22 protein-coding genes are annotated in these 21915 nt (G+C 61.9%); 13 read left to right on the top strand and 9 right to left on the bottom strand.

Annotated features, from left to right (window positions below; translation table 11 throughout):
- Nucleotides 1–13 precede the first annotated feature (13 nt).
- The 3 genes from KHO30_RS29535 to KHO30_RS29525 all read right to left on the bottom strand — a co-directional run bounded on the left by KHO30_RS29535 (nt 14) and on the right by KHO30_RS29525 (nt 3151).
- Nucleotides 14–328 (bottom strand): flagellar protein FliT, encoded by a 315-nt coding sequence (locus KHO30_RS29535; RefSeq protein WP_200620174.1) that lies wholly within the window; start codon nt 326–328, stop codon nt 14–16.
- Nucleotides 329–331: 3 nt separating this feature from the next.
- Nucleotides 332–1846 (bottom strand): flagellar filament capping protein FliD, encoded by a 1515-nt coding sequence (gene fliD / locus KHO30_RS29530; protein ID WP_211703076.1) that lies wholly within the window; start codon nt 1844–1846, stop codon nt 332–334.
- 156 nt (nt 1847–2002) lie between these two features.
- Nucleotides 2003–3151 (bottom strand): flagellin, encoded by a 1149-nt coding sequence (locus KHO30_RS29525; RefSeq protein WP_200653787.1) that lies wholly within the window; start codon nt 3149–3151, stop codon nt 2003–2005.
- Nucleotides 3152–3418: 267 nt separating this feature from the next.
- Here KHO30_RS29525 and KHO30_RS29520 point away from each other — a divergent pair, with 267 nt between their 5' ends.
- Nucleotides 3419–4360 (top strand): aldo/keto reductase, encoded by a 942-nt coding sequence (locus KHO30_RS29520; RefSeq protein WP_211703075.1) that lies wholly within the window; start codon nt 3419–3421, stop codon nt 4358–4360.
- 358 nt (nt 4361–4718) lie between these two features.
- Nucleotides 4719–4931 (top strand): 30S ribosomal protein S21, encoded by a 213-nt coding sequence (rpsU, locus tag KHO30_RS29515; protein WP_006050883.1) that lies wholly within the window; start codon nt 4719–4721, stop codon nt 4929–4931.
- Between the two features lie 130 nt (nt 4932–5061).
- Here rpsU and KHO30_RS29510 read toward each other — a convergent pair whose 3' ends face one another.
- Both KHO30_RS29510 and KHO30_RS29505 read right to left on the bottom strand, forming a co-directional pair.
- Nucleotides 5062–5487: a hypothetical protein gene (locus KHO30_RS29510; RefSeq protein ID WP_093640769.1), complete on the bottom strand. Its 426-nt coding sequence runs from the start codon at nt 5485–5487 to the stop codon at nt 5062–5064.
- 327 nt (nt 5488–5814) lie between these two features.
- Entirely contained in the window at nt 5815–6411 is a 597-nt protein-coding gene (locus KHO30_RS29505; protein ID WP_200653785.1) for a DNA-3-methyladenine glycosylase I, read from the bottom strand.
- 140 nt (nt 6412–6551) lie between these two features.
- Here KHO30_RS29505 and KHO30_RS29500 point away from each other — a divergent pair, with 140 nt between their 5' ends.
- Together KHO30_RS29500 and KHO30_RS29495 are read left to right on the top strand one after the other, a co-directional pair.
- The gene (locus tag KHO30_RS29500; protein WP_200653784.1) at nt 6552–7433 is read left to right on the top strand and encodes a glucosamine kinase nucleotide-binding domain-containing protein; all 882 of its coding nucleotides are present in this window, start codon (nt 6552–6554) and stop codon (nt 7431–7433) included.
- 87 nt (nt 7434–7520) lie between these two features.
- Nucleotides 7521–8342: a Cof-type HAD-IIB family hydrolase gene (locus tag KHO30_RS29495; RefSeq protein WP_200620180.1), complete on the top strand. Its 822-nt coding sequence runs from the start codon at nt 7521–7523 to the stop codon at nt 8340–8342.
- 85 nt (nt 8343–8427) lie between these two features.
- Here KHO30_RS29495 and KHO30_RS29490 read toward each other — a convergent pair whose 3' ends face one another.
- The 3 genes from KHO30_RS29490 to aqpZ form a co-directional block, all read right to left on the bottom strand.
- The gene (locus tag KHO30_RS29490) at nt 8428–8730 is read right to left on the bottom strand and encodes a hypothetical protein (protein WP_211703074.1); all 303 of its coding nucleotides are present in this window, start codon (nt 8728–8730) and stop codon (nt 8428–8430) included.
- 285 nt (nt 8731–9015) lie between these two features.
- Nucleotides 9016–9711, bottom strand: coding sequence for a histidine phosphatase family protein (locus KHO30_RS29485; protein WP_211703073.1), 696 nt, complete (start codon nt 9709–9711; stop codon nt 9016–9018).
- 163 nt (nt 9712–9874) lie between these two features.
- Nucleotides 9875–10615, bottom strand: a complete 741-nt coding sequence (gene aqpZ / locus KHO30_RS29480; RefSeq protein WP_093640785.1) for an aquaporin Z — start codon at nt 10613–10615, stop codon at nt 9875–9877.
- A gap of 289 nt (nt 10616–10904) precedes the next feature.
- On the opposite strand from aqpZ, the gene KHO30_RS29475 reads away from it, so the two are divergent.
- Complete coding sequence (locus KHO30_RS29475) at nt 10905–11207, top strand: H-NS histone family protein (protein WP_093640787.1); 303 nt, start codon at nt 10905–10907, stop codon at nt 11205–11207.
- Nucleotides 11208–11509: 302 nt separating this feature from the next.
- Here the strand turns inward: KHO30_RS29475 and KHO30_RS29470 are convergent, their stop codons facing one another.
- Nucleotides 11510–12574: a glycosyltransferase family 4 protein gene (locus tag KHO30_RS29470; RefSeq protein WP_154559871.1), complete on the bottom strand. Its 1065-nt coding sequence runs from the start codon at nt 12572–12574 to the stop codon at nt 11510–11512.
- 703 nt (nt 12575–13277) lie between these two features.
- Between KHO30_RS29470 and flhD the strand changes: the two genes are divergently transcribed.
- From flhD to KHO30_RS29430, 8 genes are all read left to right on the top strand, one after another.
- Entirely contained in the window at nt 13278–13598 is a 321-nt protein-coding gene (flhD, locus tag KHO30_RS29465) for a flagellar transcriptional regulator FlhD (protein WP_093640793.1), read from the top strand.
- Between the two features lie 51 nt (nt 13599–13649).
- The gene (gene flhC / locus KHO30_RS29460) at nt 13650–14210 is read left to right on the top strand and encodes a flagellar transcriptional regulator FlhC (protein WP_054038502.1); all 561 of its coding nucleotides are present in this window, start codon (nt 13650–13652) and stop codon (nt 14208–14210) included.
- 239 nt (nt 14211–14449) lie between these two features.
- On the top strand, nt 14450–15310 hold the full coding sequence (motA, locus tag KHO30_RS29455) for a flagellar motor stator protein MotA (protein ID WP_006050895.1): 861 nt from the start codon (nt 14450–14452) through the stop codon (nt 15308–15310).
- A gap of 21 nt (nt 15311–15331) precedes the next feature.
- Entirely contained in the window at nt 15332–16339 is a 1008-nt protein-coding gene (gene motB, locus KHO30_RS29450; protein ID WP_093640796.1) for a flagellar motor protein MotB, read from the top strand.
- Nucleotides 16340–16423: 84 nt separating this feature from the next.
- Nucleotides 16424–16801 (top strand): response regulator, encoded by a 378-nt coding sequence (locus KHO30_RS29445; protein ID WP_093640799.1) that lies wholly within the window; start codon nt 16424–16426, stop codon nt 16799–16801.
- Nucleotides 16802–16899: 98 nt separating this feature from the next.
- Nucleotides 16900–19227, top strand: coding sequence for a chemotaxis protein CheA (gene cheA / locus KHO30_RS29440; protein ID WP_093640801.1), 2328 nt, complete (start codon nt 16900–16902; stop codon nt 19225–19227).
- Nucleotides 19228–19278: 51 nt separating this feature from the next.
- Nucleotides 19279–19809, top strand: coding sequence for a chemotaxis protein CheW (gene cheW / locus KHO30_RS29435; protein ID WP_054038497.1), 531 nt, complete (start codon nt 19279–19281; stop codon nt 19807–19809).
- Nucleotides 19810–19858: 49 nt separating this feature from the next.
- Nucleotides 19859–21757, top strand: coding sequence for a methyl-accepting chemotaxis protein (locus tag KHO30_RS29430; RefSeq protein ID WP_211703072.1), 1899 nt, complete (start codon nt 19859–19861; stop codon nt 21755–21757).
- Nucleotides 21758–21915: the final 158 nt, after the last annotated feature.

The following is a 21915-nucleotide window of genomic DNA, read 5'->3' as shown; positions in this document are numbered from 1 at the left end:
ACCTTTAGCCCGCTTACAGGCGAGCCATCCGCTGATATTCGCCTGCGGCCTTGGTGCGCCCGATCGCGGCTTCGAACTCGGTGTGCAGTTCGTTCTGGGTGGTTTCCGCATCGGCGAGCAACGCTGCGTCGATGTCCTGAATCCGGCGGATCATTTCCAACGCGGCCGGTTCCTGATTGGCCGACAGCGACATCAGCAGCGGCGAACGCAGTTCGGTCAGGCGGGCCGCTTCCGGCCAATCGGCCAGCGAGGCCGCCTGTTCGATTTCCCGTGTGATCGACAGCAGGCGTTCGACCAACTCCGTCTGATTCATTTCGATCGGGGCCATGGCTTAGCTCTTGTTGGTCGCCAGCGCGCCGGCGCTGTTGGTGCCGCCGAACAGGGCGGTCAGGTACTGCGAGTTGTTGTTCATTGTCGCCATCAGTGTGTTCAGCGCGGTGAACTGGGCCTGATACTGGCTCGTCAGCTGCGCCGTGTAGTCGGCGAGCGCCGTTTGCTGTGTGGTGATGCTCTTCAGGTCGGCGTTCAGCGCGCTGTTGCGCGTATCGATGATGCCGCCGGTCTGCGTGAAGGTGGTAATGCTGCTGTTCAGCTGCTCGGCGATGCCGTTGGTCGAGTTGAAGAGCGAGGCGACCGTTGCCGGGTTGGCCGTCAGGGCGGTGCTGAGCGCGGTGTTGTCGACCACCATCGTGCCGTCTGCCGGGTCGTCCTTCAACGTGATGCCGATCGACGCCAGCGTGGTGCCGGTGCTGCCCGAGCCAACGGAGCCGCCCACGATCGAAGCCAGTGCGTTCTTGATCGTCTGCAGCGTCGAGTCGCCCAGCAGCGGGCCTTGCGACGAGGACGACGAGTTGAACGACGTGAGCGTCGACATCGTCGTGACGACGGTGTTGTAGAGGCTGACGAAGTTGTTAATCGCGGTGCTCTGCGACGTGGTATCCGTCGCAATGGTCAGCGTCTGCGTGGTGCCCGCGGATGCCGCTGTCAGGTTCATCGTGACGCCGGAAATGGCGCTCGTCACGGAGTTCGTTGAGCTGCTGGCCGCGATTCCGCCGACGGAGAATTCCGCGTCCTGGGCAAACCCGCTTTGCGTCCAGGCACTGCTCGAATTCGCCGACGTGATCGACGATTGGCCGCCCGTGGTGCTGGCAGTCGAGGTCACGCCGAGGCTCGACAGGCCGGTGTCGGACGTGACATTGCTGGTCGAGACGTTGATGACGTTGGCGGCACCCGTGTTCGCCGCGCGCAGCACGAGGTGGGCGCCGTCCGTACCGGTCACGATGGTCGCTGTGACGCCAGGGTTGCTGCTGCTGGAGTTGATTGCGGACGCGATGCCGGAGAGCGTGTTGTTGGTGCTGTCGACGTTGATGTCCATCGACTTGCCGCCGAGCGAAACCGTCAACGTGCCGGCGCCCAGTTGTGTCGTGGCGCCGAAGGCTGCCGAGGACAATGCCTGCGAGCTGGCGATCTGCGTTACCGCGACCGAGTAGCTGCCGGCCACGGCGCCCGCACCGGCTGTCGCCGTCAGACCGGTGCCGCTGGCGGTTGCCGAGAAAGTCGACAGCGTGGTGCCGTTGGCGAGGTTCGTGATACCCGACTGCAACGCGCTCAGCGCGGAGCTCAGGGCACCGTATGCGGATAACGTGGTGCTATCCGTGGTTTGTTGCGCCGCCAGAGCCGCCGTTTGTCCGGCAGTCTTCGCGTTCACGAGTGCCGTAACGAGCGTCGACACGTCCATCGACGAGTTGCCGGTCGAGCCGCTGATGATCGATTGAGCGGCCGACTGCAGCGCTGAGTTGGCGGCGGCGGTCGACGCAGCAGTAGACGTGGTTGAGATCGAGGACATGCAGAGGCTCCGGGCGTCTGGAAATCTGTATTGGGTGGTGCGCGATGCTACATCACTTCTCAAGCGGAATGCACAGCGGGAGGCATGCCTCCCGTTGCTTGAAACCCGGTGATGCGCCGCACTTGCGGGCGGCGCATCACCTTACTGCGTCAGCTCTTACTGCAGGAGCTTCAGGACTTGCTGCGGGTTCGAGTTAGCTTGCGCCAACACCGAGATACCAGCTTGTTGCAGCACTTGCGCCTTGCTCAGGTTCGCCGTTTCTTGTGCGAAGTTGGCGTCCGTGATTTGCGATTGTGCCGACGACAGGTCGGTCGACTCAGCTTGCTGCGACGTCGAGATTGCCGTGAAGCGGTTTTGTGCGGCACCCAGCGAAGCTTGCAGGTTGTTGACGGTCTGCAGTGCGTTGTCGATGGAGACCATCGCTTCGTTCGCGCCGGTGACCGTGCTGATGTCGAGGTTCGAAACCGTCGGCGGGCTGTTGATCGCGTTGATCTGTGCGACTGCCGATGCCTGAGCAGCGGAACCCGCACCTGCCGTCGTCGTTGCAGCGGCCTGGAGTGCCAGAGCCGTACCTTGCGTGCCCGTACCTGCCGTTGCGCCTGCGCCGAAAACTGCTTGTGCGACGGTCGCGGCAATCGCCTGGTTATTCTGGTCGGTGAAGGTGTAGCCGCCCTGGCCGTCCGACAGCACGTTGATTGCCGTGATTGCCGGGCTGGCAGCCGTCGTGTAAGCACCCGCCGAGTCCACGCTGAGCGAGACCGTGCCGACCGTTTGACCCGTTTGCACCAGGCCGCCACCGATCTTCGCTGCCGACATCGATTGGCTCAGGTTCAGGCTGATGGTCTGGCCAACGTTCGCGCCGACCTGGAACGTCAGGCTGCCTGCCGAGCCGTCCAGAATGTTCGTGCCGTTGTACGTCGTTTGCGACGCGATACGGTTCACTTCAGAGATCTGTGCTGCCACTTCCTTCTGCAGAGCTGCCTGGTCGCTCGACGACAGCGAACCGGTCGATGCTTGCACGGCCAGTTGGCGGATACGTTGCAGGCTCGACGTCAGCGAGGACAGTGCGCTCGATGCGGTTTGAACCATCGACACGCCGTCATTCGCATTCGACACGCCCTGGTTCAGGCCGTTGATCTGCGTTTGCATACGCGTCGAGATCGCCAGACCTGCTGCGTCGTCAGCCGCGCTGTTGATGCGCTTGCCCGACGACAGACGGGTGATGGCTTGCGAAAGGGCGCTTTGCGAGCCATTAAGGTTTTGCTGTGCAACCAGCGAGTTGATGTTGCTATTGATTCCGAGCATGAAAATCTCCTAAATAAGCCTTGAGCCCAATACGCCACGTTGGCATCGGCGGAAGCACTCGTTCATTGCTGGCCGCCTCAGTGAAGGTTGACGGCGCGTCTAAAAAAAACTTGAGGAACTTTGTGCAATAGCGACCCAATTGTTTTTCGAGCCGGTTGGGCCGCTACCCGTCTGCAAGCCGCTTGCAGCCTTGTTCGGGAGATCCACTGCAGGTATTGAAAAGACGGCGTATTCTCCTTTCCTCTTGTGACAAACCCTGGAAAAATCATGCAAAAACGCCGGATTGGACGTTCCGAATTAGAGGTCGCGCCGCTTATGTTCGGTGGCAATGTATTTGGCTGGACAGCCGATGAATCGACCTCCTTTTCGATCCTGGATGCATTTGTCGATGCGGGGCTCAACTTTATCGATACCGCCGATGTCTATTCCGCGTGGGCGCCGGGAAACCAGGGTGGCGAATCGGAAACCATCATCGGCAAGTGGTTCAGGCGGAGCGGCAAGCGCGACAGGATCGTGCTCGCCACCAAGGTTTCGAAGCACCCGCAGCGCAAGGGTTTGTCGGCGGCGAACATTCAGGCGGCAGTCGAGGATTCGCTGCGCCGCTTGCAGACGGATTACATCGATGTCTATTTTTCTCACGACGACGACACCGAAACGCCTTTGGCCGAAACCCTCGGCGCGTATCAGAAGCTGATCGAGGCGGGCAAGGTGCGGGTGATCGGCGCGTCGAACTACAGCGGCGCGCGCGTCGAGGAAGCACTCGCCGTGTCCCGCCAACATGGGCTGCCCGAGTACCAGTTGCTGCAGCCGGAGTACAACCTGTACGACCGCGCGGAGTATGAGCGCGACATCGAGCCGGTGGCGCTCGCCAATCAGCTCAGCGTGGTGGTGTACTGGAGCCTTGCAAGCGGCTTTCTGTCCGGCAAGTACCGTTCGCAGGCCGATCTGGCCAACAAGGCGCGCGGCAGCCGGGTCGAGAAGTATCTGAACGAGCGTGGTTTGCGGATTCTGGACGCGCTCGACCGGGTCGCCGGGCGGCACGGCAGCACGCCAGCCACGGTCGCGCTGGCATGGCTGATCGCCCGCCCGAGTGTAACGGCCCCAATTGCCAGCGCGACCTCGGTTGACCAGCTCAAAAGTCTGGCCGCCGCCGTCCATCTGATGCTGACCGGCACCGATATCCGCGAGCTGGACGAGGCAAGCGCCTGACCCGCGCAGAGACCTGGCGCGATCGCTAAACCCCTGGTAGGATGGAGAGTTTCCTGATATCATCGGGAGTGAATTGAGATCTTTGCCTGTTTCGTCAATGTTTTTCATTGATGAAAGGTTGGCGAAACGGCAGCAGACGCGGCATATGCGTTACGTCTGTCCGCGTTCCGCGGTGAACTCCCCACCTCTCTTTTCCGGCCTCCGTGGCCGTTATGCCTCTCGTTTCATTCGTGGTTTGGCCGGGATTTATCCCGCGTTTGCCTGTTACTGGCCATGAATCGGAACGACCGGAGGGCCGGCGCGTGAGCGGTATCCGCCACGCAATTTACCCCTATCAAGTGATTGAGTTAGGAATTACATGACGACGATTCTTCTGAAAGAAAACGAGCCGTTCGAAGTGGCGATTCGCCGCTTTCGTCGCGCAATCGAAAAGAATGGCCTGATCGCTGAACTGCGTGAGCGTCAATCGTACGAAAAGCCGACTACGGCACGTAAGCGCAAGAAGGCTGCTGCTGTGAAGCGCCTGCACAAGCGCCTGCGCAGCCAGATGCTGCCGAAAAAGCTGCACTAAGCACGCTTTTTCGCGCTGCATTTCGCGCACTGTACGCCGAACGGCGGTGTGAGCTTCGAAAGAAGCCACATCGCCGTTTTGCTTTTGGGAGTCGATTTACGTTGGGTTTTTGCCGCCGCACCGAGGCTCGTTACGCGGCGCTCTTCAGGCGCTCGGCGGACAGGCCGAATTGCCGGGCAATCGAGCTCAGACGCTCATGCCATTCCCACGTGCCGAACACGTCGTGCACGTTCTGCAGGCAACTCAGCAGAGCGATTGTGGCGGGGTCGTAGACATTGAGGCGAGCGCGCAGGAGCGCCTTTTTGAGCGCAGAGATGCCGGCATCCATATACGCAGGCACCTCAGTGGCCGCGCGGCCGATGTAGCGCACTGGAACGCCTTCCATCGCAGTCATGTAGTCGCGCGGCTTGATGAAGCTGCCGACCGGGCAACCGCCGCAGTAGCCGCGGTATGCGCCGCCGCCACGCGGTAGCAAGGCGGCGCGTTTCTGGCCGAGCAGATGGTCCACGGCCTGGTCGAAAATCTCCTGATGGGTCAGGAAATTAAGGGTTTTCATGGTTGGTCTCCCATGCGTTACGCAGCGGTTATTCGTTGTTCGAGCGCATGAACGGCAGTATCGGATAAGCGCCAATTAATGAAGCCCGGACTAGCAATGCGAAAAGCCTTCAATTCCCGGGTTTGGCTTGTTTGCCCTTTCTGCCGCTTATGCCGGTCTGGCGACACCGTCCGCCACCGTGGCGGCCAGCGCTCACCATCTCTATAACGACTGCCCGCGTGAAAAGCGTAGACAGGGCTTTACCGGATGGCCGGCGTTCGCCCGGAACGTGAGCGGCGCCTCAGACGCTTTACGCCAGGCGCTACCAACCGCTGCCGCTGCGCTGCTTCAGCCGGCCTTGCGATTGCGTCCCTTCTTGCCAAGCGCCGCGCATCGCGCGCGGCACATGCAGCTCGCCTCGTGGTCATTCACCATGCCGACTGCCTGCATGAACGCATAGCAGATCGTCGAGCCGACGAACTTGCAGCCATAGCGCTTCAGCCCCTTGCTGAGCGCGTCCGAAATTTCGGTCGATGCGGGCGCCTGTTTATACGATGCCCAATCGTTCTGGATCGGCGTCTGATCGACGAACGACCATACGAAGTTGGCGAGCGAGCCGTGCTCGGCCTGAATCTGCTGCACGGCGCGCGCGTTGGTAATGGCCGACTCGATCTTGCCGCGATGGCGCACGATACTTTCGTCCAGCACCAGCGCGTCCACATGTTTGGGCGTAAAGCGCGCAACCTTGTCGATGTCGAAGTCGGCGAAGGCGCGGCGGTAGCCGGTTCGCTTATTGAGAATCGTCGACCATGACAAGCCTGCCTGGGCGCCTTCCAGTACAAGCAGTTCGAACAAATGCTGATCGTCGCGCGAGGGCACGCCCCACTCGGTGTCGTGGTAGTGTGCGAGCGCTTCGCTCGATACCCAGTTGCATCGCTGTGTCACTTTTGCGCTCCCGCGTTGTCATGTCGTCCGTCAGCATAGCGGAAGTCGTGCGCGTCGCAAGCTGGCCATTCGGCCGATTGCGGGATTGAAACTGACCTGCCACGCTATGCGTTATTCACCACCTGAACTCACTCGATTCGATGAATAAAGACCTCTTTCTGATCGGCATTGACGGCGGCGGCACGGGTACGCGAGTCGTACTCGGCGATGCGCAGGGCCGTGAACTGGCGCAGGCGGCGAGCGGCCCCTCGGGGCTGGGTCTCGGCGTGGAACGCGCGTGGCAGGCCATTGAGGCCGGCTGCGCCGCCGCATTCGCACGGGCCGACATGTCATTGGACTGGGCGCGCTGCGTACTCGGTTGCGGGTTGGCAGGGGTCAATAATCGCGACTGGCTGGCTGCGTTTCGCGCGCAGGCGCCGACGGTAGCCGGGCTTGCGGTGGAAAGCGATGTGTACACCACCTTGCTTGGTGCGCACGGCGGCGCGCAGGGCGTGGTCGTCGCACTTGGCACCGGCAGTCAGGCGGCTGTGCTTGACGGCAACGGCGAGTGCCGAACTGCCGGCGGCTTCGGTTACCCATCGGGTGACGAGGCGAGCGGCGCGTGGCTTGGGCTGCGAGCCATCGTGTACGCCCAGCAGGCGGTCGACGGCCGTGTACCCAACGACGATCTGGCGCAGGCGCTGCTCGCCCACACCGGCGCACATGACAGCGACAGCCTCGTGGTCTGGCTGTGCGAAGCCAATCAAACCGCTTACGCAAGGCTCGCGCCGATCGTCTTTGCACATCGCACGCATCCGTTTGCCGCGCGTTTGCTCGGCGAAGCCGGCCTGGAAGTGGGCAAGATGATTGCCGCGCTCGACCCTTCGGAGACCCTGCCGGTCGCGCTGTGCGGCGGTCTCGGCGCACCCTTGCGCGAGTACGTGCCGCAGAGCTATCAAGCCCGTTTGCGCGAGCCGTTGGCGGACTCGGCACACGGCGGTTTGCAGTTGGCGCGGCGCGAAGCGGCTCGCATCGGCGGTTGAGAATCGCCGGGCGCGCCGGGAGCGATCTCTCGGATCCGGCGCACAACGGTAAAATGCGATCTTTGACGCTGCCCGGCTGCCCACACTATGTACAAAGTCATTGCCACGGATCTCGACGGTACGCTGCTCAACGCCGATCACCAGGTGGACCCGTTCACGATCGCCACCGTGCGTAAGCTGGAAAGCGACGGGCTGCATTTCGTGATCGCCACGGGGCGCCACTATAGCGACGTTGCGGGCATTCGCGACCTGCTGGGCATCGAGCCGTACCTGATCACGTCGAACGGTGCGCGCATTCACGCGCCGGACAACACCGTGATCCACGCCGACGACCTGCCACCGGCCATCGTGCAGCGGTTGGTGCTGCCGGAAATCGTCGGCGAGCACGGACGTGTGATCGTCAACCTGTTCGCCGACCAGGCGTGGTTGATCGACCGCGATGCGCCGGACCTGCTGAAATTCCATCAGGATTCCGGCTTCACCTACGAGGTCACCGACCTGCTGAAACACGACGGCGTCGACATTGCCAAGGTCCTCTACATCGGTGACCCTGCCGATCTCGCGCAAATCTCGGCCAACCTGGCGCGCGAATTTGGCGACGCGCTGTACGTCACCTATTCGCTGCCGGATTGCCTTGAGGTGATGACGTCGAACGTATCGAAGGGCCGTGCTTTGCAGATCGTGCTCGAGCGCCTCGGCGTCGATGCCTCGCACTGCGTGGCGTTCGGTGACAACATGAACGATATCGACCTGCTGGAGACAGCCGGCCATCCGTTCATGATGAACAACGCCAATCCCGATCTCATCACGCGTCTGCCAAACGTGCCGCGCATCGGCAACAACTTCGAAGCGGGCGTGGCGCACCATCTGCGCAAACTGTTCTCGCTCGACGACGAACTGATGTCCTGAAAACGGACCGGCCCGCATCCTCTTTCGTGGATGCGGGCCGGTTGTTCGCCTCCCCAGGCGAAGGCCTTACGAGCCAGCGCTACGATTAGCCGTGCCACCCGCCACGGCGATCGCCGTGGTCATCGTGACCCCAGTGGCGGTCGTTGTGATTCCAGCCGCGGTTATCCCGGTGGTCGTCGCGATAGTAGCCGCCGCGGTCGTAGCGGTGGTCCCAGCCGCCGTTGCCGTAGTACACCGGCTGCGGCGCTGCGTAGGCGGGTGCAGGCTGGGCATAAACCGGTGCGCCGAGCGACAGGCCGATATTCAGATCCGTATGGGCTTGCGCGACACCGCATGCGCCCGCCGCGAGTCCAGCAGCAACCAGCAAGTGAGTGACGATGCGTTTCATGTTGTTCTCCTGTGAGGCGACGTATGTTTGTCGCACAGGACCAATCTACGCATTCCGGTCGCTGATTAGTGAGACGAGATGTTACGGACTGCAAGCATCGTCGCAGGGTTTGAAAGGCAATAGAAGGAACATTCGAACGCAACACGCGGTATGCGTTTTCCGGCCGAAGCCCCGTCAAATAAGGCCCCCCGGCTTCCTGGGACGAGCCGGCATCCAGTTCCCATAGTCTATTGCAGCATTCGGACGGCTGCGCCCGTAATCGCGGCTTACATCTGTATTACCCAATTAATCAGCCGAGCCAGAGGAAGCACCCGCCGCAGCCGCGGAAGGCGCTCCCGGCAGCGCCGCGCATGGGCAATCCGCAGCGCGGCCGTTCAACCCCTGGCGGTCAAGCTTGAACGTGGCGTGGGCCGTGCCGTTTTGCCAGTTGAGGCGAACGATATAAATACTGTCGAAGTCGTCGCTTTGCCAGTTGGGGACATCGGCGGCATTGCCGCCATGCGTGCTCATCATCTGGCGCAGCAACTTCACGATCAGCTTGTGCTCCCACGCAACGACAATCAGTTTGTTGCGATTGGCCGGATTGACGAGCGCTGTGCCGAGTTGATCGATCTGGGCGAAGCCGTATGGCGTTTGCACCGGCATCTGGAACTGGATGGCGGTCGGCTCGATGGTCGCAAGCGGCCGGACATAGTAATAGGGATGACCGCTGTCGTCCTTTTGCTGGCCGGGATCGGGTGCGTAGATCGCATCCGGTTTGCCGAACTTGGCGGCGATCACGGCCGGCAGGGCCAGCGCGCGGTTGAGCCCCTGGCAATTGAGCTGGCCGTAACCCTTGGCGGGTTTCTCGCCGTGGCGCACGAATACGAGCGTTTCGGTATTGCTGTCCACCGCATGGGCCGCGGGTAACGCCAGCACGCCTGCACACAAACCGCCGATGGAGAGTGCGACGCCATGCAGGAATCCGCGGAAACGGGTCATCAGTAGCACCTGTGCGAGCTTGGGAAGTCGCACGATTCTAGCAGCGGGTTATCGGCAGGCCGTGGGCCTGCCCGCATTGTGCGCAAAAACGAAACGGGCGCCGTAGCGCCCGCTTTGATTGCCCAGGGTATGCACACCCAGGCACACCCAGCGCACTCGCCGATCAGTCGAGCGCCAGTTCCTGCGAATTGCCGCGGCGGCTTTCGGCGACGAGCGGGTACAGCACACCTGCGATCACCGCGCCGATAATCGGTGCGACCCAGAACATCCACAACTGATCGACCGCTGCGCCGCCGACGAACAGCGCCGGACCGGTGGAGCGCGCCGGGTTGACCGACGTGTTGGTAACCGGAATCGAGATCAGGTGAATCAGCGTCAGGCACAGACCGATGGCGATCGGCGCGAAACCAGCCGGCGCGCGTTTGTCGGTCGCGCCGAGGATGACGAACAGGAAGAAGCCGGTCATCACCACTTCGCAAATGAATGCCGCTACGAGCGAGTAATGGCCCGGCGAGCGCTCACCGTAGCCGTTGCTGGCGAACCCGCTGGCAACGAGGTCGAAGCCCGGCTTGCCCGAGGCGATCAACGACAGCACCAGCGCACCCAGCACCGCGCCGATCACTTGCGCGACGATGTACGGCACCAGGTCGCGGGCCGGGAAGCGGCCGGCGACGGTCAGGCCGACGCTCACCGCCGGATTCAGGTGGCAGCCGGAGATGTGGCCGATCGCATACGCCATTGTCAGGACAGTGAGGCCGAAGGCGAGCGAGACGCCCACGAAACCGATGCCGAGGCCGTGGACCGGGCCGGCGAAGTTAGCGGCGAGGACGGCGCTGCCGCAGCCCCCGAGCACGAGCCAGAAGGTGCCGAACAGCTCGGCAGCAAGGCGCTTTGACAACTGCATGATTGGTAATCCTAAAATGTTTGACGCTTGGAGTGGCATGAACGCTAAGCGCTAGTGCATGCCATTGAGCGCGCAATTCTAGGGAAAGACAGCCGGATTAGGTGTCAAGAATTGTCAAAGTGGAGTCGCCTTTACCTATTATTACCCGATAAAGATCTCGTTTTACAATTCATCGACGCTTAATAATTATCAGATGATTTCTTCCTAAATCGGTATTATTGTCCATTGCGAATTTTTATAATTGCAGCTAGTCTGCGAGCGAATGAGTTCTAAAAAGGGGAGAACCGATATGTCTCAATATGCAGACCTCAAGGCACAGATTGCCAAATTGCAGGCACAGGCAGACGAAGCCCGTCGTACTGAAGTCGACAATGTTGTCGCCGACATCCGCCAAAAGATCGCTGAATACGGTCTGACCGCGCAAGACCTCGGCTTTGCGGTGGCCGCCAAGCGTGGACGCCCGCCGAAGAAGGCGCCGCTGCCGGCCAAGTACCAGGATCCGAAATCGGGCAATACCTGGAGCGGACGCGGCAAACCGCCAAAGTGGATTGTCGGTAAGAATCGCGAACGCTTTCTGATTGGCGCGGCCTGAATGCTCTGTAGTCCGGGCGAAAGCCAACTGAAGGTTGAACGGCGCCGGGTTGTTTATTCGCGTCGCGCTAATCCGGGATGGAAGCGCATCCATGGCTGAATTAAAAAAGCCGCCCTTGAGAGGCGGCTTTTCCGTAGTAGAAGCGGGTTAACTCTAGCTAAGCGTTCGCGCAAACGATTCACCAGGCAAATTTACTCATGATTGGCGTGCGAATCGGAAAACGGCGAGAAAACGGCGTAAGCGGCAGAAGCACGACTTAAGCGGCTGAGCGGATAAAAACCTCAGCCACTTAAGCCCATCGCTCAACCCACCGCAACCCGGCGCAGCATCGGGCGGCGCGTCGCTTCGATCAGTGCCGAATAGCCGTCAACGTAATTCTGGGCCATTGTTTTCGAACTGAAGCGGCGCTCGAACTGCGCGCGAATCTCGGTGCGCGACAGTTCGTCCAGACGCTGCAGCGCGGCTACCGCGCCTTGAACGTCCTCGACAATGTAGCCGGTCACGCCGTGGTCGATCACTTCCGGCACCGAACCGCGGTTGAAGGCGATCACCGGCGTGCCGCACGCCATCGATTCGATCATCACGAGACCGAACGGCTCCGACCAGTCGATCGGGAACAGCAGCGCCTTGGCGCCCGACAGGAACTCGGGCTTTTGCGCCTCGTTGATCTCGCCGACGAACTCCACGTGCGCCATGGAGAGCAGCGGTTCGATTTCCTTCTTGAAGTATTCCTGGTCGACCTTGTCCACCTTGGCGGCGATCTTCAGCGGCAAACCGCTTTGTGCAGCGATCTTGATAGCTGTATCGACGCGCTTCTCCGGACAGATTCGGCCGAGGAACGCCAGGTATTCCGGCTTCTTGTGCGCCTGCGGAGTGAGCAGTTGCTCCGGCAGACCGTGATAAATCGTATTCAGCCAGTTGGCCTGGGGCAGCGGCACGCGCTGCGAATCCGAGATCGACACCACCGGCACGTTCGAGAACGCGTCGAACACCGGTTGCAGCTCCGGCAAGTCCAGACGGCCGTGAAGCGTCGTCACGAACGGCGTGTCCATGGTCGTGAAGAGCGGGAACGGCATGTAGTCGAGGTGAAAGTGCAGCACGTCGAACTCATGCGCGACCTTGCGCACCTTTTCCATCATCAGGACGTGCGGAGCCAGCGCATCGCGAATCGTCGGATCGAGGCGCAGCGCCCGCGGCCAGCACGCATCGAGGTTCGCCGAGGTGACCGAGTCGCCGCTTGCAAACAGCGTGACGTCGTGGCCGAGATCGACCAGCGCTTCGGTCAGGTACGAGACGACACGTTCGGTGCCGCCGTAGAGTTTCGGCGGGACAGCTTCATACAGCGGCGCAATTTGTGCGATTCGCATGCGTTTCTCCTGTTCAAAACGGCTTCGCACAACGGCGCTCGGGTCGAGCGAGGAGCGAATGCCTGACGGACGGTTGGGCGCGGTAAGCCGCCGCCCGGGGGTGTTCCGAACCTGCATCGGGTAATCCCTTAGCTTCATTATCGGGATCGGCCGCGCTAATTCGAGTTATTTTTCAAACGCTTAATGTTGTTACAGCGCGAAACATGATGCGTTACAGGTCGGCAGGAGGGTGTCCCGATAGTCGGCAAGCACGACAGGATGGGCATCCGAACGCTAAAGGAACATCAGCAAGGGGCGGTCCCGGGGGCTGAAACGCGCCCTACATCACGCGCGTTGCACAGAAGTGAAAACGTCTTATAATTCTTTCTCACCACTACAAGGTGCGGATCGTGAGTCACTCAAGACTCACCGTTTGGTTCACATTTCTGCTGAAGAAATAGCCAAAACGCATCGTCGGCCTCAAGCTGAGCGCCACTTCCGCTGCTTCAGCCTTCTTTCTGACCCCTCCGTGTAGGAATAATTCCTACACGAATGACGGATTAATCCGTCAAACAGGCAGGGTGTCTGTCCGATTTTCGTCCGCTCCCCCTTTCGACACAATGCTCCCAAGACCAGAAACGAGCCGATTCGTGCGGTTTAAGTGCGCGCGTTCGAGCAAACGTTTCCGTAACGGCCTGACCAGCCAGATACACCCGGGGGAATCATGAGCGCGACAAGCGAAATGCTCAATGAGATCAGAGAAGTCAATCTTTCTTATCTCCTGCTCGCCCAGCGTCTGCTGCGCGAAGACAAGCCTATGGGCATGTTTCGCATGGGGATTTCGGACCAGCTGGCCGACGTCCTCGCCAACCTGTCTTTGGCGCAGACCGTGAAGCTGGCGGCGTCCAATCAGGTGTTGTGCCGTTTCCGTTTCGATGACCATGCCGTACTGTCCGCCCTTGCGGACAAAGGCAAATCGAGCGCCGTGGCCCAGGCGCATTCCGCGATCCTGATGGCAAGCCAGCCAGTCGAGCAACTCAGCTGATGGCAGCTTTTGGTTCAAGTAAAGCGATCAGGATTGGGGAATTGCAAGCGGATGGCCTATAAGAGCGTTGTGCAGGAAGTCAGGGAAATTACCCTCGCCATCGAGCTGATCGAGCTCGGTGCGCGTTTGCAATTGCTGGAAGCGGAAACCAGCCTGTCGCGCGACCGGCTGATCAAGCTGTACAAGGAGCTGAAAGGGGTGTCGCCGCCCAAGGGCATGTTGCCGTTTTCGACCGACTGGTTCATGACCTGGCAGCCGAACTTTCACTCATCGCTTTTCTACAACATCTACTGTTTCATGGCCGGCCACGGCGGCTGTCCGACGATCCAGTCGATTGTGAAGAGCTACCGGCTCTATCTGGAACACGTCCAGCTGCACGACGACGAGCCCGTGCTCAGTCTCACGCGCGCCTGGACGCTGGTGCGCTTCTTCGACTCCGGAATGCTGCAAATGACCGCCTGCTGCCGGTGCGGCGGACATTTTGTCGCGCATGCCCACGATCCGCAGCACGCCTTTGTTTGCGGGTTGTGCCAGCCGCCGTCGCGCGCGGGTAAGACAAAGAAATTTGCCGACGCCCGGGCCCGCGAAAGCCTCGCCGCGCTCGAAATTTGAGCCGTAGGGCGGTGCCGGCCTTTAGCCCGCAATCCGGCGCACAGGTCGTTTCACACGCCCGCATCCCCATTCGGCGGGCTTTCCAGCCCGATCCGCCAACGCGGGACCCGGCCGGGCCGGTTTAACCCGCCTCTGGTTTACACCGGAGCGACGAGCCGCTTTTCCGCCAAAGTTTTCTGCTCCGTTGCCGTAAACCAGATTAACGACGGTCACCGTCGCTTCTTTGTGAGGGCTCGGCAGTGCTGATTTTCGTGGGAACACTCGTGACGCTATTGTCCGTTTTCGGCGGTTACGCGCTGGAAGGCGGCCATCTCGGCGCGCTGTTGCAGCCTGTCGAAGTGCTGATGATCGTCGGCGCCGGCGTCGGCGCATTCATTCTCGGCAACGGGATGAAGACGATCAAGGCGACACTGCGCGTCATCCCGACCCTGTTCAAGGGCGCGAAGTACAACAAGGACGTCTACATGGAGCTGATGGCGCTCCTCTACGTCCTGCTGGCCAAGGCGCGCAAGGAAGGCACGCTGACGCTGGAAGCCGATATCGACGATCCGTCGAAGAGCCCGATCTTCACCCAGTACCCGAAGATTCTCGCCGACCATCACATCATCGAATTCCTGACCGACTACCTGCGTCTGATGGTCGGCGGCAACATGAACGCGTTCGAGATCGAAAGCCTGATGGACGAGGAGATCGAGACGCATCACCAGGAAGGCGAGGCGCCCGCGCACGCCCTGAACAAGGTCGGCGACGCGATGCCGGCGTTCGGGATCGTGGCCGCGGTGATGGGCGTGGTGCACACCATGGCTTCCGCCGACAAGCCGCCCGCAGTGCTCGGCGAGATGATCGCCCAGGCGCTGGTCGGCACCTTCCTCGGGATTCTGCTTTCGTACGGGCTGATCGGACCGCTCGCGAGCGTCGCCGAACAGCGCGTGACCGAGTCAACCAAGATGTTCCAGTGCATCAAGGTGACGATCCTCGCCAGTCTGAATGGCTATGCGCCGGCGATTGCCGTCGAATTCGGCCGCAAGGTGCTCTTCTCGACTGAACGCCCGTCGTTCGCCGAGCTGGAAGAGCACGTGCGCCGCGTCAAAGCCAAGTAATGGGCGCCGGGAACTGATTCGATGAGCAAGGATAAAGACCGCGCCATTGTCGTCAAGCGCTCCGCGCCGGCCAAGAAAGGCCACCACGGCGGCGCATGGAAGCTCGCGTATGCGGACTTCATGACCGCGATGATGGCGTTCTTCCTGCTGATGTGGCTGCTGAGCTCGGCTTCCACCGTGCAGTTGAAGGGCATTGCCGATTACTTCAACCAGCCGTTGAAGATCACGCTGTGGGGCGGCGATCGCAGCGCAGAGGACTCGAGCATTCTGAAGGGCGGCGGCCGCGACATTTCGACCGACGCGCAGGGCGTGACGCGCTCGACTGACGGCACGAACAATCGCGCCGAGCGCACGGTCTCGCATAGCAACGACGACTCGATCAAGCAGTCGCAGGGCGAGCTGGAGCGCCGCGAACAGGTCCGTCTGCACGATCTGCAGGTCAAGCTGATGGCCGCGATCGAAGCGAACCCGGTGCTGCGCCAGTTCAAGCAGCAGATCCGCATCGACTCGACGCTGACCGGCCTGCGCATCGAAATCGTCGACTCGCAGAAGCGGCCGATGTTCGCGACCGCGAAAGACGTGGTTGAGCCGTACATGCGCGACATCCTGCGCGAAATCGGCCACACGCTGAACGACGTGCCGAACCGCATCATCGTGCAAGGACACACCGACGCCGCGCAATACGCGGGTGGCGAGAAGGGCTACAGCAACTGGGAACTGTCCGCGGACCGCGCCAATGCGTCGCGCCGCGAGCTGATCGCCGGGGGCATGGACGAAGCGAAGGTGATGCGCGTACTCGGCCTCGCGTCGACGCAGAACCTGAACAAGGCGGACCCGATGGACCCGGAAAACCGCCGCATCAGCATCATCGTGCTGAACAAGAAGTCGGAGGAGGCGCTTGACCATGACGACTCCACCACGACCACCTTGTCGGACGACGCGGCCGGCTCCAAGCCGCTGCTGCAAAGACTTGCGCAACCGGTGACGGTTGCACCGAAGGTGCCGGCGGCAGCGCCGGCAGCCCAGTAACAGACAGCGACCGGCGGGCCGGTCCATGCGCCCAGGTGGCGCGGACGGCCAGCCGGTCCATAGCGTAAGTGCAGCGAGGTTTTCATGATCAGGCACATCCTGGCAATCGACGATTCGGCATCGATGCGGCAAATCCTCGCCGCAACGCTGACGACGGCAGGCTATGAAGTGACGCTCGCGGCGGACGGCATTGAAGGGCTCGAAAACGCGCTCGCCATGTCGTTCGACCTCGTGCTGACCGACCAGCACATGCCGGGCAAAACCGGCCTCGATCTGATCACGGAACTGCGCGGCAATCCGGCTTACCAGGCGACGCCCATCCTCGTCCTTACGACGGAATCGGGCGAACCGTTCAAGGAGGCGGCGCGGGCCGCGGGGGCGACCGGCTGGATCGAAAAGCCGCTCGACCCCGACATGTTGACCGAACTGGTCGCGGCACTAGCCGAATCGGACAACGCATGAGCGCCCTATAAGCGCCACCTTTACACAAGTTATAGAAGCTCTCGACGCGGCGGCACGACAGCCCAAGCGTAGACAGGAACTCTCGCGGTGACCCAGGCATGACACTCGACATCACTCAGTTCTATCAGACCTTCTTCGACGAAGCGGACGAACTGCTCGCCCAGATGGAGCAGCTGCTGCTCAATCTGGACATCGCGCATCCGGACCCCGAAGACCTCGCGGCAATTTTCCGCGCGGCGCATTCGATCAAGGGCGGTGCGGCGACGTTCGGCTTTACCGCGCTGACGGAAACGACTCACATTCTCGAATCGCTGCTCGACCGCGCGCGCAATAACGAGCTCGTGCTGCGCAAGGACATGATCGATACGTTCCTCGAAACAAAGGACGTGTTGTCGGGTCAGCTCGCCGACTACCGTGCGAGCGCCGAGCCGGACACGGCTGTGGCCAAGGCGATCTGCGCGAAGCTCGAACAGTTGCATGCGGAAAGCCGCCTGGGCGCCGAAGCGGCCGCGGCGCCGGCAGCCGCCGCACCGGTGGCTGCCACAGCACCAGTAGAAGCATCAACAGCAGAAACAGCAGGACAAGGCGGTACCCCGCCCGAGCACGTCGTCGAACAGGCGGTGCAGGCGGCGGGTGAATGGACTGACGGCGAACCGGCACAGACCGGACAAGCCGCGGGCGCCGGCGATGCAGCCGGTCCCCATCTGAAAATTACGCTACGGGGCGTAGGTGAGAAGGACCAGGAACTGCTGTCCGAAGAGCTCGGCAACCTGGGGAACATTGTCGGGCAGGTCAAGAGCGGCGGCGATCTGACGCTGTGGCTCCAGACCGATGTGACCTCCGACGACATCATCGCCGTGTGCTGTTTCGTGATCGACGAAAGTCAGATCGCGATCGGCCGCGGCACCGCACCGGCGGACGAGACGCAGCAAGGCGAACCTGGAACGCCCGACGCTGCCGATTCGGCCCCGGCGCAAGCAGCACAAACGGCACACGCTCACCAGGCGGAGCAGGCAGCATCGTCGGCACCGGCGGCCCACACCGCTGCGCCCGCTCAAGCCGCCGCCACGCACGGACTGTTCAACGCCCCGGCGTCGACAGCGACTACGCCGGCGCCTGCCGCGGCTGCACCCGCAGCAGCGACCAGCGCACCGGCGGCAAGCGTGGCAGCAACTGCGACGGCGACCGCCGAACAGGATCGCAAGGCGGCACGGCCGGCCGCGGCAGCAGGTGGCGCGGAAGGCAGCTCGATTCGTGTCGGCGTCGAAAAGGTCGATCAGCTGATCAACCTGGTCGGCGAACTGGTGATCACGCAGGCGATGTTGGCCGAAACCACCAGCACGTTCGATCCGGCGCTGCACGACCGGCTCTTCAACGGCATGGCGCAGCTCGAGCGCAATGCGCGCGATCTGCAGGAAGCGGTGATGTCGATCCGCATGATGCCGATGGACTACGTGTTCAGCCGCTTCCCGCGTCTCGTACGCGATCTGGCGGCGAAACTCGGCAAGGAAGTGGAACTCGTCACCTTCGGTCAGGCGACTGAACTCGACAAGAGCCTCATTGAACGGATCATCGATCCATTGACTCACCTCGTGCGCAACAGTCTCGACCACGGTATTGAAACCGTGGAAGCGCGGCGTGCGGCGGGTAAGGATTCGACCGGCCAGCTGGTGCTGTCGGCGGCTCACCATGGCGGCAACATCGTCATCGAAGTGAGCGACGACGGCGCCGGTTTGCGCCGCGACAAGATTCTCGCGAAGGCCGCCAAGCAGGGCATGCAGGTCAGCGAATCGATGTCCGACGAAGAAGTCTGGAACCTGATTTTCCTGCCGGGCTTCTCGACGGCGGAGCAGGTCACGGACGTCTCGGGCCGTGGCGTCGGCATGGACGTAGTGAAGCGCAACATCCAGTCGATGGGTGGTCACGTGGAAATCACTTCGCATGCCGGCAAGGGCAGCACCACGCGCATCGTTCTGCCGCTCACACTGGCGATTCTCGACGGCATGTCGGTCAAGGTCGGCAACGAGATCTTCATCCTGCCGCTGAACTTCGTGATGGAGTCGCTGCAACCGCGCGCCGAGGACATCTACACGGTGGCCAACGGCGAACGCGTGGTACGCGTACGCGGTGAATATCTGCCGCTCGTCGCGTTGCACGAAGTGTTCAACGTCGACGACGCCAAGCAGGAACCGACGCAAGGCATCGTCACCATCATGCAAACCGAAGGGCGCCGCTTTGCGATGCTGATCGACGAGCTGGTGGGGCAGCAGCAGGTGGTCGTGAAGAATCTGGAAACGAATTACCGCAAGGTGCACGGCATTTCCGCCGCAACCATTCTCGGCGACGGCAGTGTCGCGCTGATCGTGGACGTGGCGGCGCTGAATCGCGAAACGCGCCATGCGCACGGCGCGATGAGCCTCGCATGACATCCGCAACACTCACTCAACTTATTTCATCCCAACCGTTTGGGGGCTAACGTGGCAGAAGTTCAATCCATCAATTCGAGCGTCGCGAACGCGACGAATGGTCGCCGCGACGCGCAGCAGGCAGACGCCGGCGGTCAGGAATTCCTCGTCTTCACGCTCGGCGCCGAAGAGTACGGCATCGACATTCTCAAGGTGCAGGAAATCCGCGGCTACGACAACGTGACGCGAATCGCCAATGCGCCGGAGTTCATCAAAGGCGTGATCAATCTGCGCGGCATCATCGTGCCGATCGTGGACATGCGCATCAAGTTTCATCTGGGCCGCGTCGAGTACGACCACCAGACGGTGGTGATCATCCTGAACGTCGCGCATCGCGTGGTCGGGATGGTGGTGGACGGCGTGTCGGACGTGCTCACGCTCGCCACCGACCAGATCATGCCGGCGCCGGAATTCGGCGCGACGCTGACGACCGAGTACCTGACGGGCCTCGGCACCGTCGACGGCCGCATGCTGATCCTGATGGACATTGAGAAGCTGATGACCAGCCGCGAAATGGCGCTGATCGAAACGCTCAGCGCGTAAGTATGACTACGCGCCAGTAAGAAAGACTGATCGAAGAGGGAGCATCAAGATGCTGAGCAGGTGGTCGATTCGCACATCGCTGACGATGGTGGGGGTCATTCTGGTTGCGCTGACCGTCGTGGTTGGCGCGCTTGGTCTGACCGCGCTGAACGGCGCGAGCCAGTCGCTCGACCGTATCGCGCGCGGCGATCTGGTCGCCATTCACGCGCTCGACGATGCTTCGGCGTATCTGTTGCGGTCGCGCGTGTCGCTGGATCGTTTCAATTCGTTGAGCGCTGCCGGCGACACGGAGCAGGCCAAGAAGGTTCTCGACCGCGCACAGGAGCTGTACGGCAAGAGCAACCAGAACTGGCAGACCTATCTCGACACGCCGAAGAGCGGCGTCGATCAGGCGCAACTGGACGAACTGGTGGCCCGTCGCACGACCCTGATGCGCGACGGCATGGAGCCTGAATTCGCCGCACTGCGGGCGAACGATCTGGCTGCCTATCACGCCATCGCCGATACGAAGATCAGCCCGTGGTTCGTTGCCTACGACAACGCCGCGTCCGCTGTTATCAAGTCGCTGCAGCAGCTCGCAACGGATCAGCAATCGAGCGCGCAATCGAACATTTCGTTGATGACCTCGCTGATCATCGGCGTCACCGTGATCGCGCTGCTGCTGGTATTGGGTATCCGCTTTGCGCTGCGAGGCCTGATCGTGCAGCCGCTGAACGATGCCACGGCGTGCTTCGAACGGATCGCTTCGGGCGATCTGTCCGAGCAGATCAACGTGTTCAGCCGTAACGAAATCGGTCGCCTGTTCGCCGCAATCAAGCGCATGCAGGAAAGCATGGCGACGATGGTGACGGCGGTTCACAGCAGCACCGAATCGATCGACACCGGCGCGCGCGAAATCGCCATGGGCAACACCGATCTCTCGCAACGCACCGAACAGCAGGCCGCGTCGCTTCAGGAAACCGCCTCGAGCATGGAGCAGCTGACCGGCACCGTGCGCCAGAACGCCGAGAACGCGCGCCAGGCGAGCCAGTTGGCCGTCAACGCGTCGGATATCGCGACACGCGGCGGCGACGTGGTGAGCCAGGTCGTCACGACGATGCAGGACATCGCGACCAGTTCGAACAAGGTCGTCGACATCATCGGCGTGATCGAAGGCATTGCTTTCCAGACCAACATTCTCGCGCTGAACGCGGCGGTCGAAGCCGCGCGGGCAGGCGAACAGGGCCGCGGTTTTGCAGTGGTCGCAGGCGAAGTGCGCAGCCTCGCGCAGCGCAGCGCCAGCGCCGCGAAGGAAATCAAGGAACTGATCGGCGACTCGGTCGACAAGGTGCAAAGCGGCTCGGCGCTGGTCGGCCGCGCGGGCACCACGATGGACGAGATCGTGCAGGCGGTGCGCCGCGTGACCGACATCATGGGCGAAATCAGCGCGGCTTCCGAAGAGCAGTCGGGCGGTATCGAACAGGTGAATCGCGCGGTTGTGCAGATGGACGAAGTCACGCAGCAGAACGCCGCGCTGGTCGAGCAGGCAGCGGCTGCGGCAGCGTCGCTCGAAGACCAGACGCGTCAACTGCAAGCGGTGGTGAACGGCTGGAAAGTAGCCGGCGGCCAGACGCGCAGCGTCGCAACGGCAGCTGTAGCTGCAGCGCGTCCGCAAGCGGCGGCACGTTCGAACGGCAGCAAGAGCGCCAGCCAGCACGCTCAGTCCGCAAAGTCCGCGCCGCAGGCAACCGCACATGCAGCAGCGCATCCGGCAGCAGGCAAGGCAGCAAGTACGGCAAGCGCAGCAAAGGCGGCAACGCCGGCTTCGTCCACCCACGGTGCCGACACTACGCGCGTCGAACCGGCTCTCAAACCGAAGACGGCCCGCGCCGCATCCGACTCCGCAGCGCGTCCGGCCGTAGCAAGCGCCGCGTCGGCAGGATCGGACGCGGACTGGGAAACGTTCTAGGAAGTGGCACAGAGACATGCGGTCATTCGGCATCTCGCTCCATGACGGGCGAATCATCGAAGCACGCTTACAAGGCGTGTCGCGGGCCGATCGCGTGTTGGCAGAACTCGCGGGTGGGCGCGACCCCGCGAACACAACCCCTTTCGCCAGAAGCAATT

Source organism: Paraburkholderia aspalathi (assembly GCF_905220735.1).
GTDB lineage: Bacteria > Pseudomonadota > Gammaproteobacteria > Burkholderiales > Burkholderiaceae > Paraburkholderia > Paraburkholderia aspalathi.
This window is presented reverse-complemented; position numbering and strand designations above follow the sequence as displayed.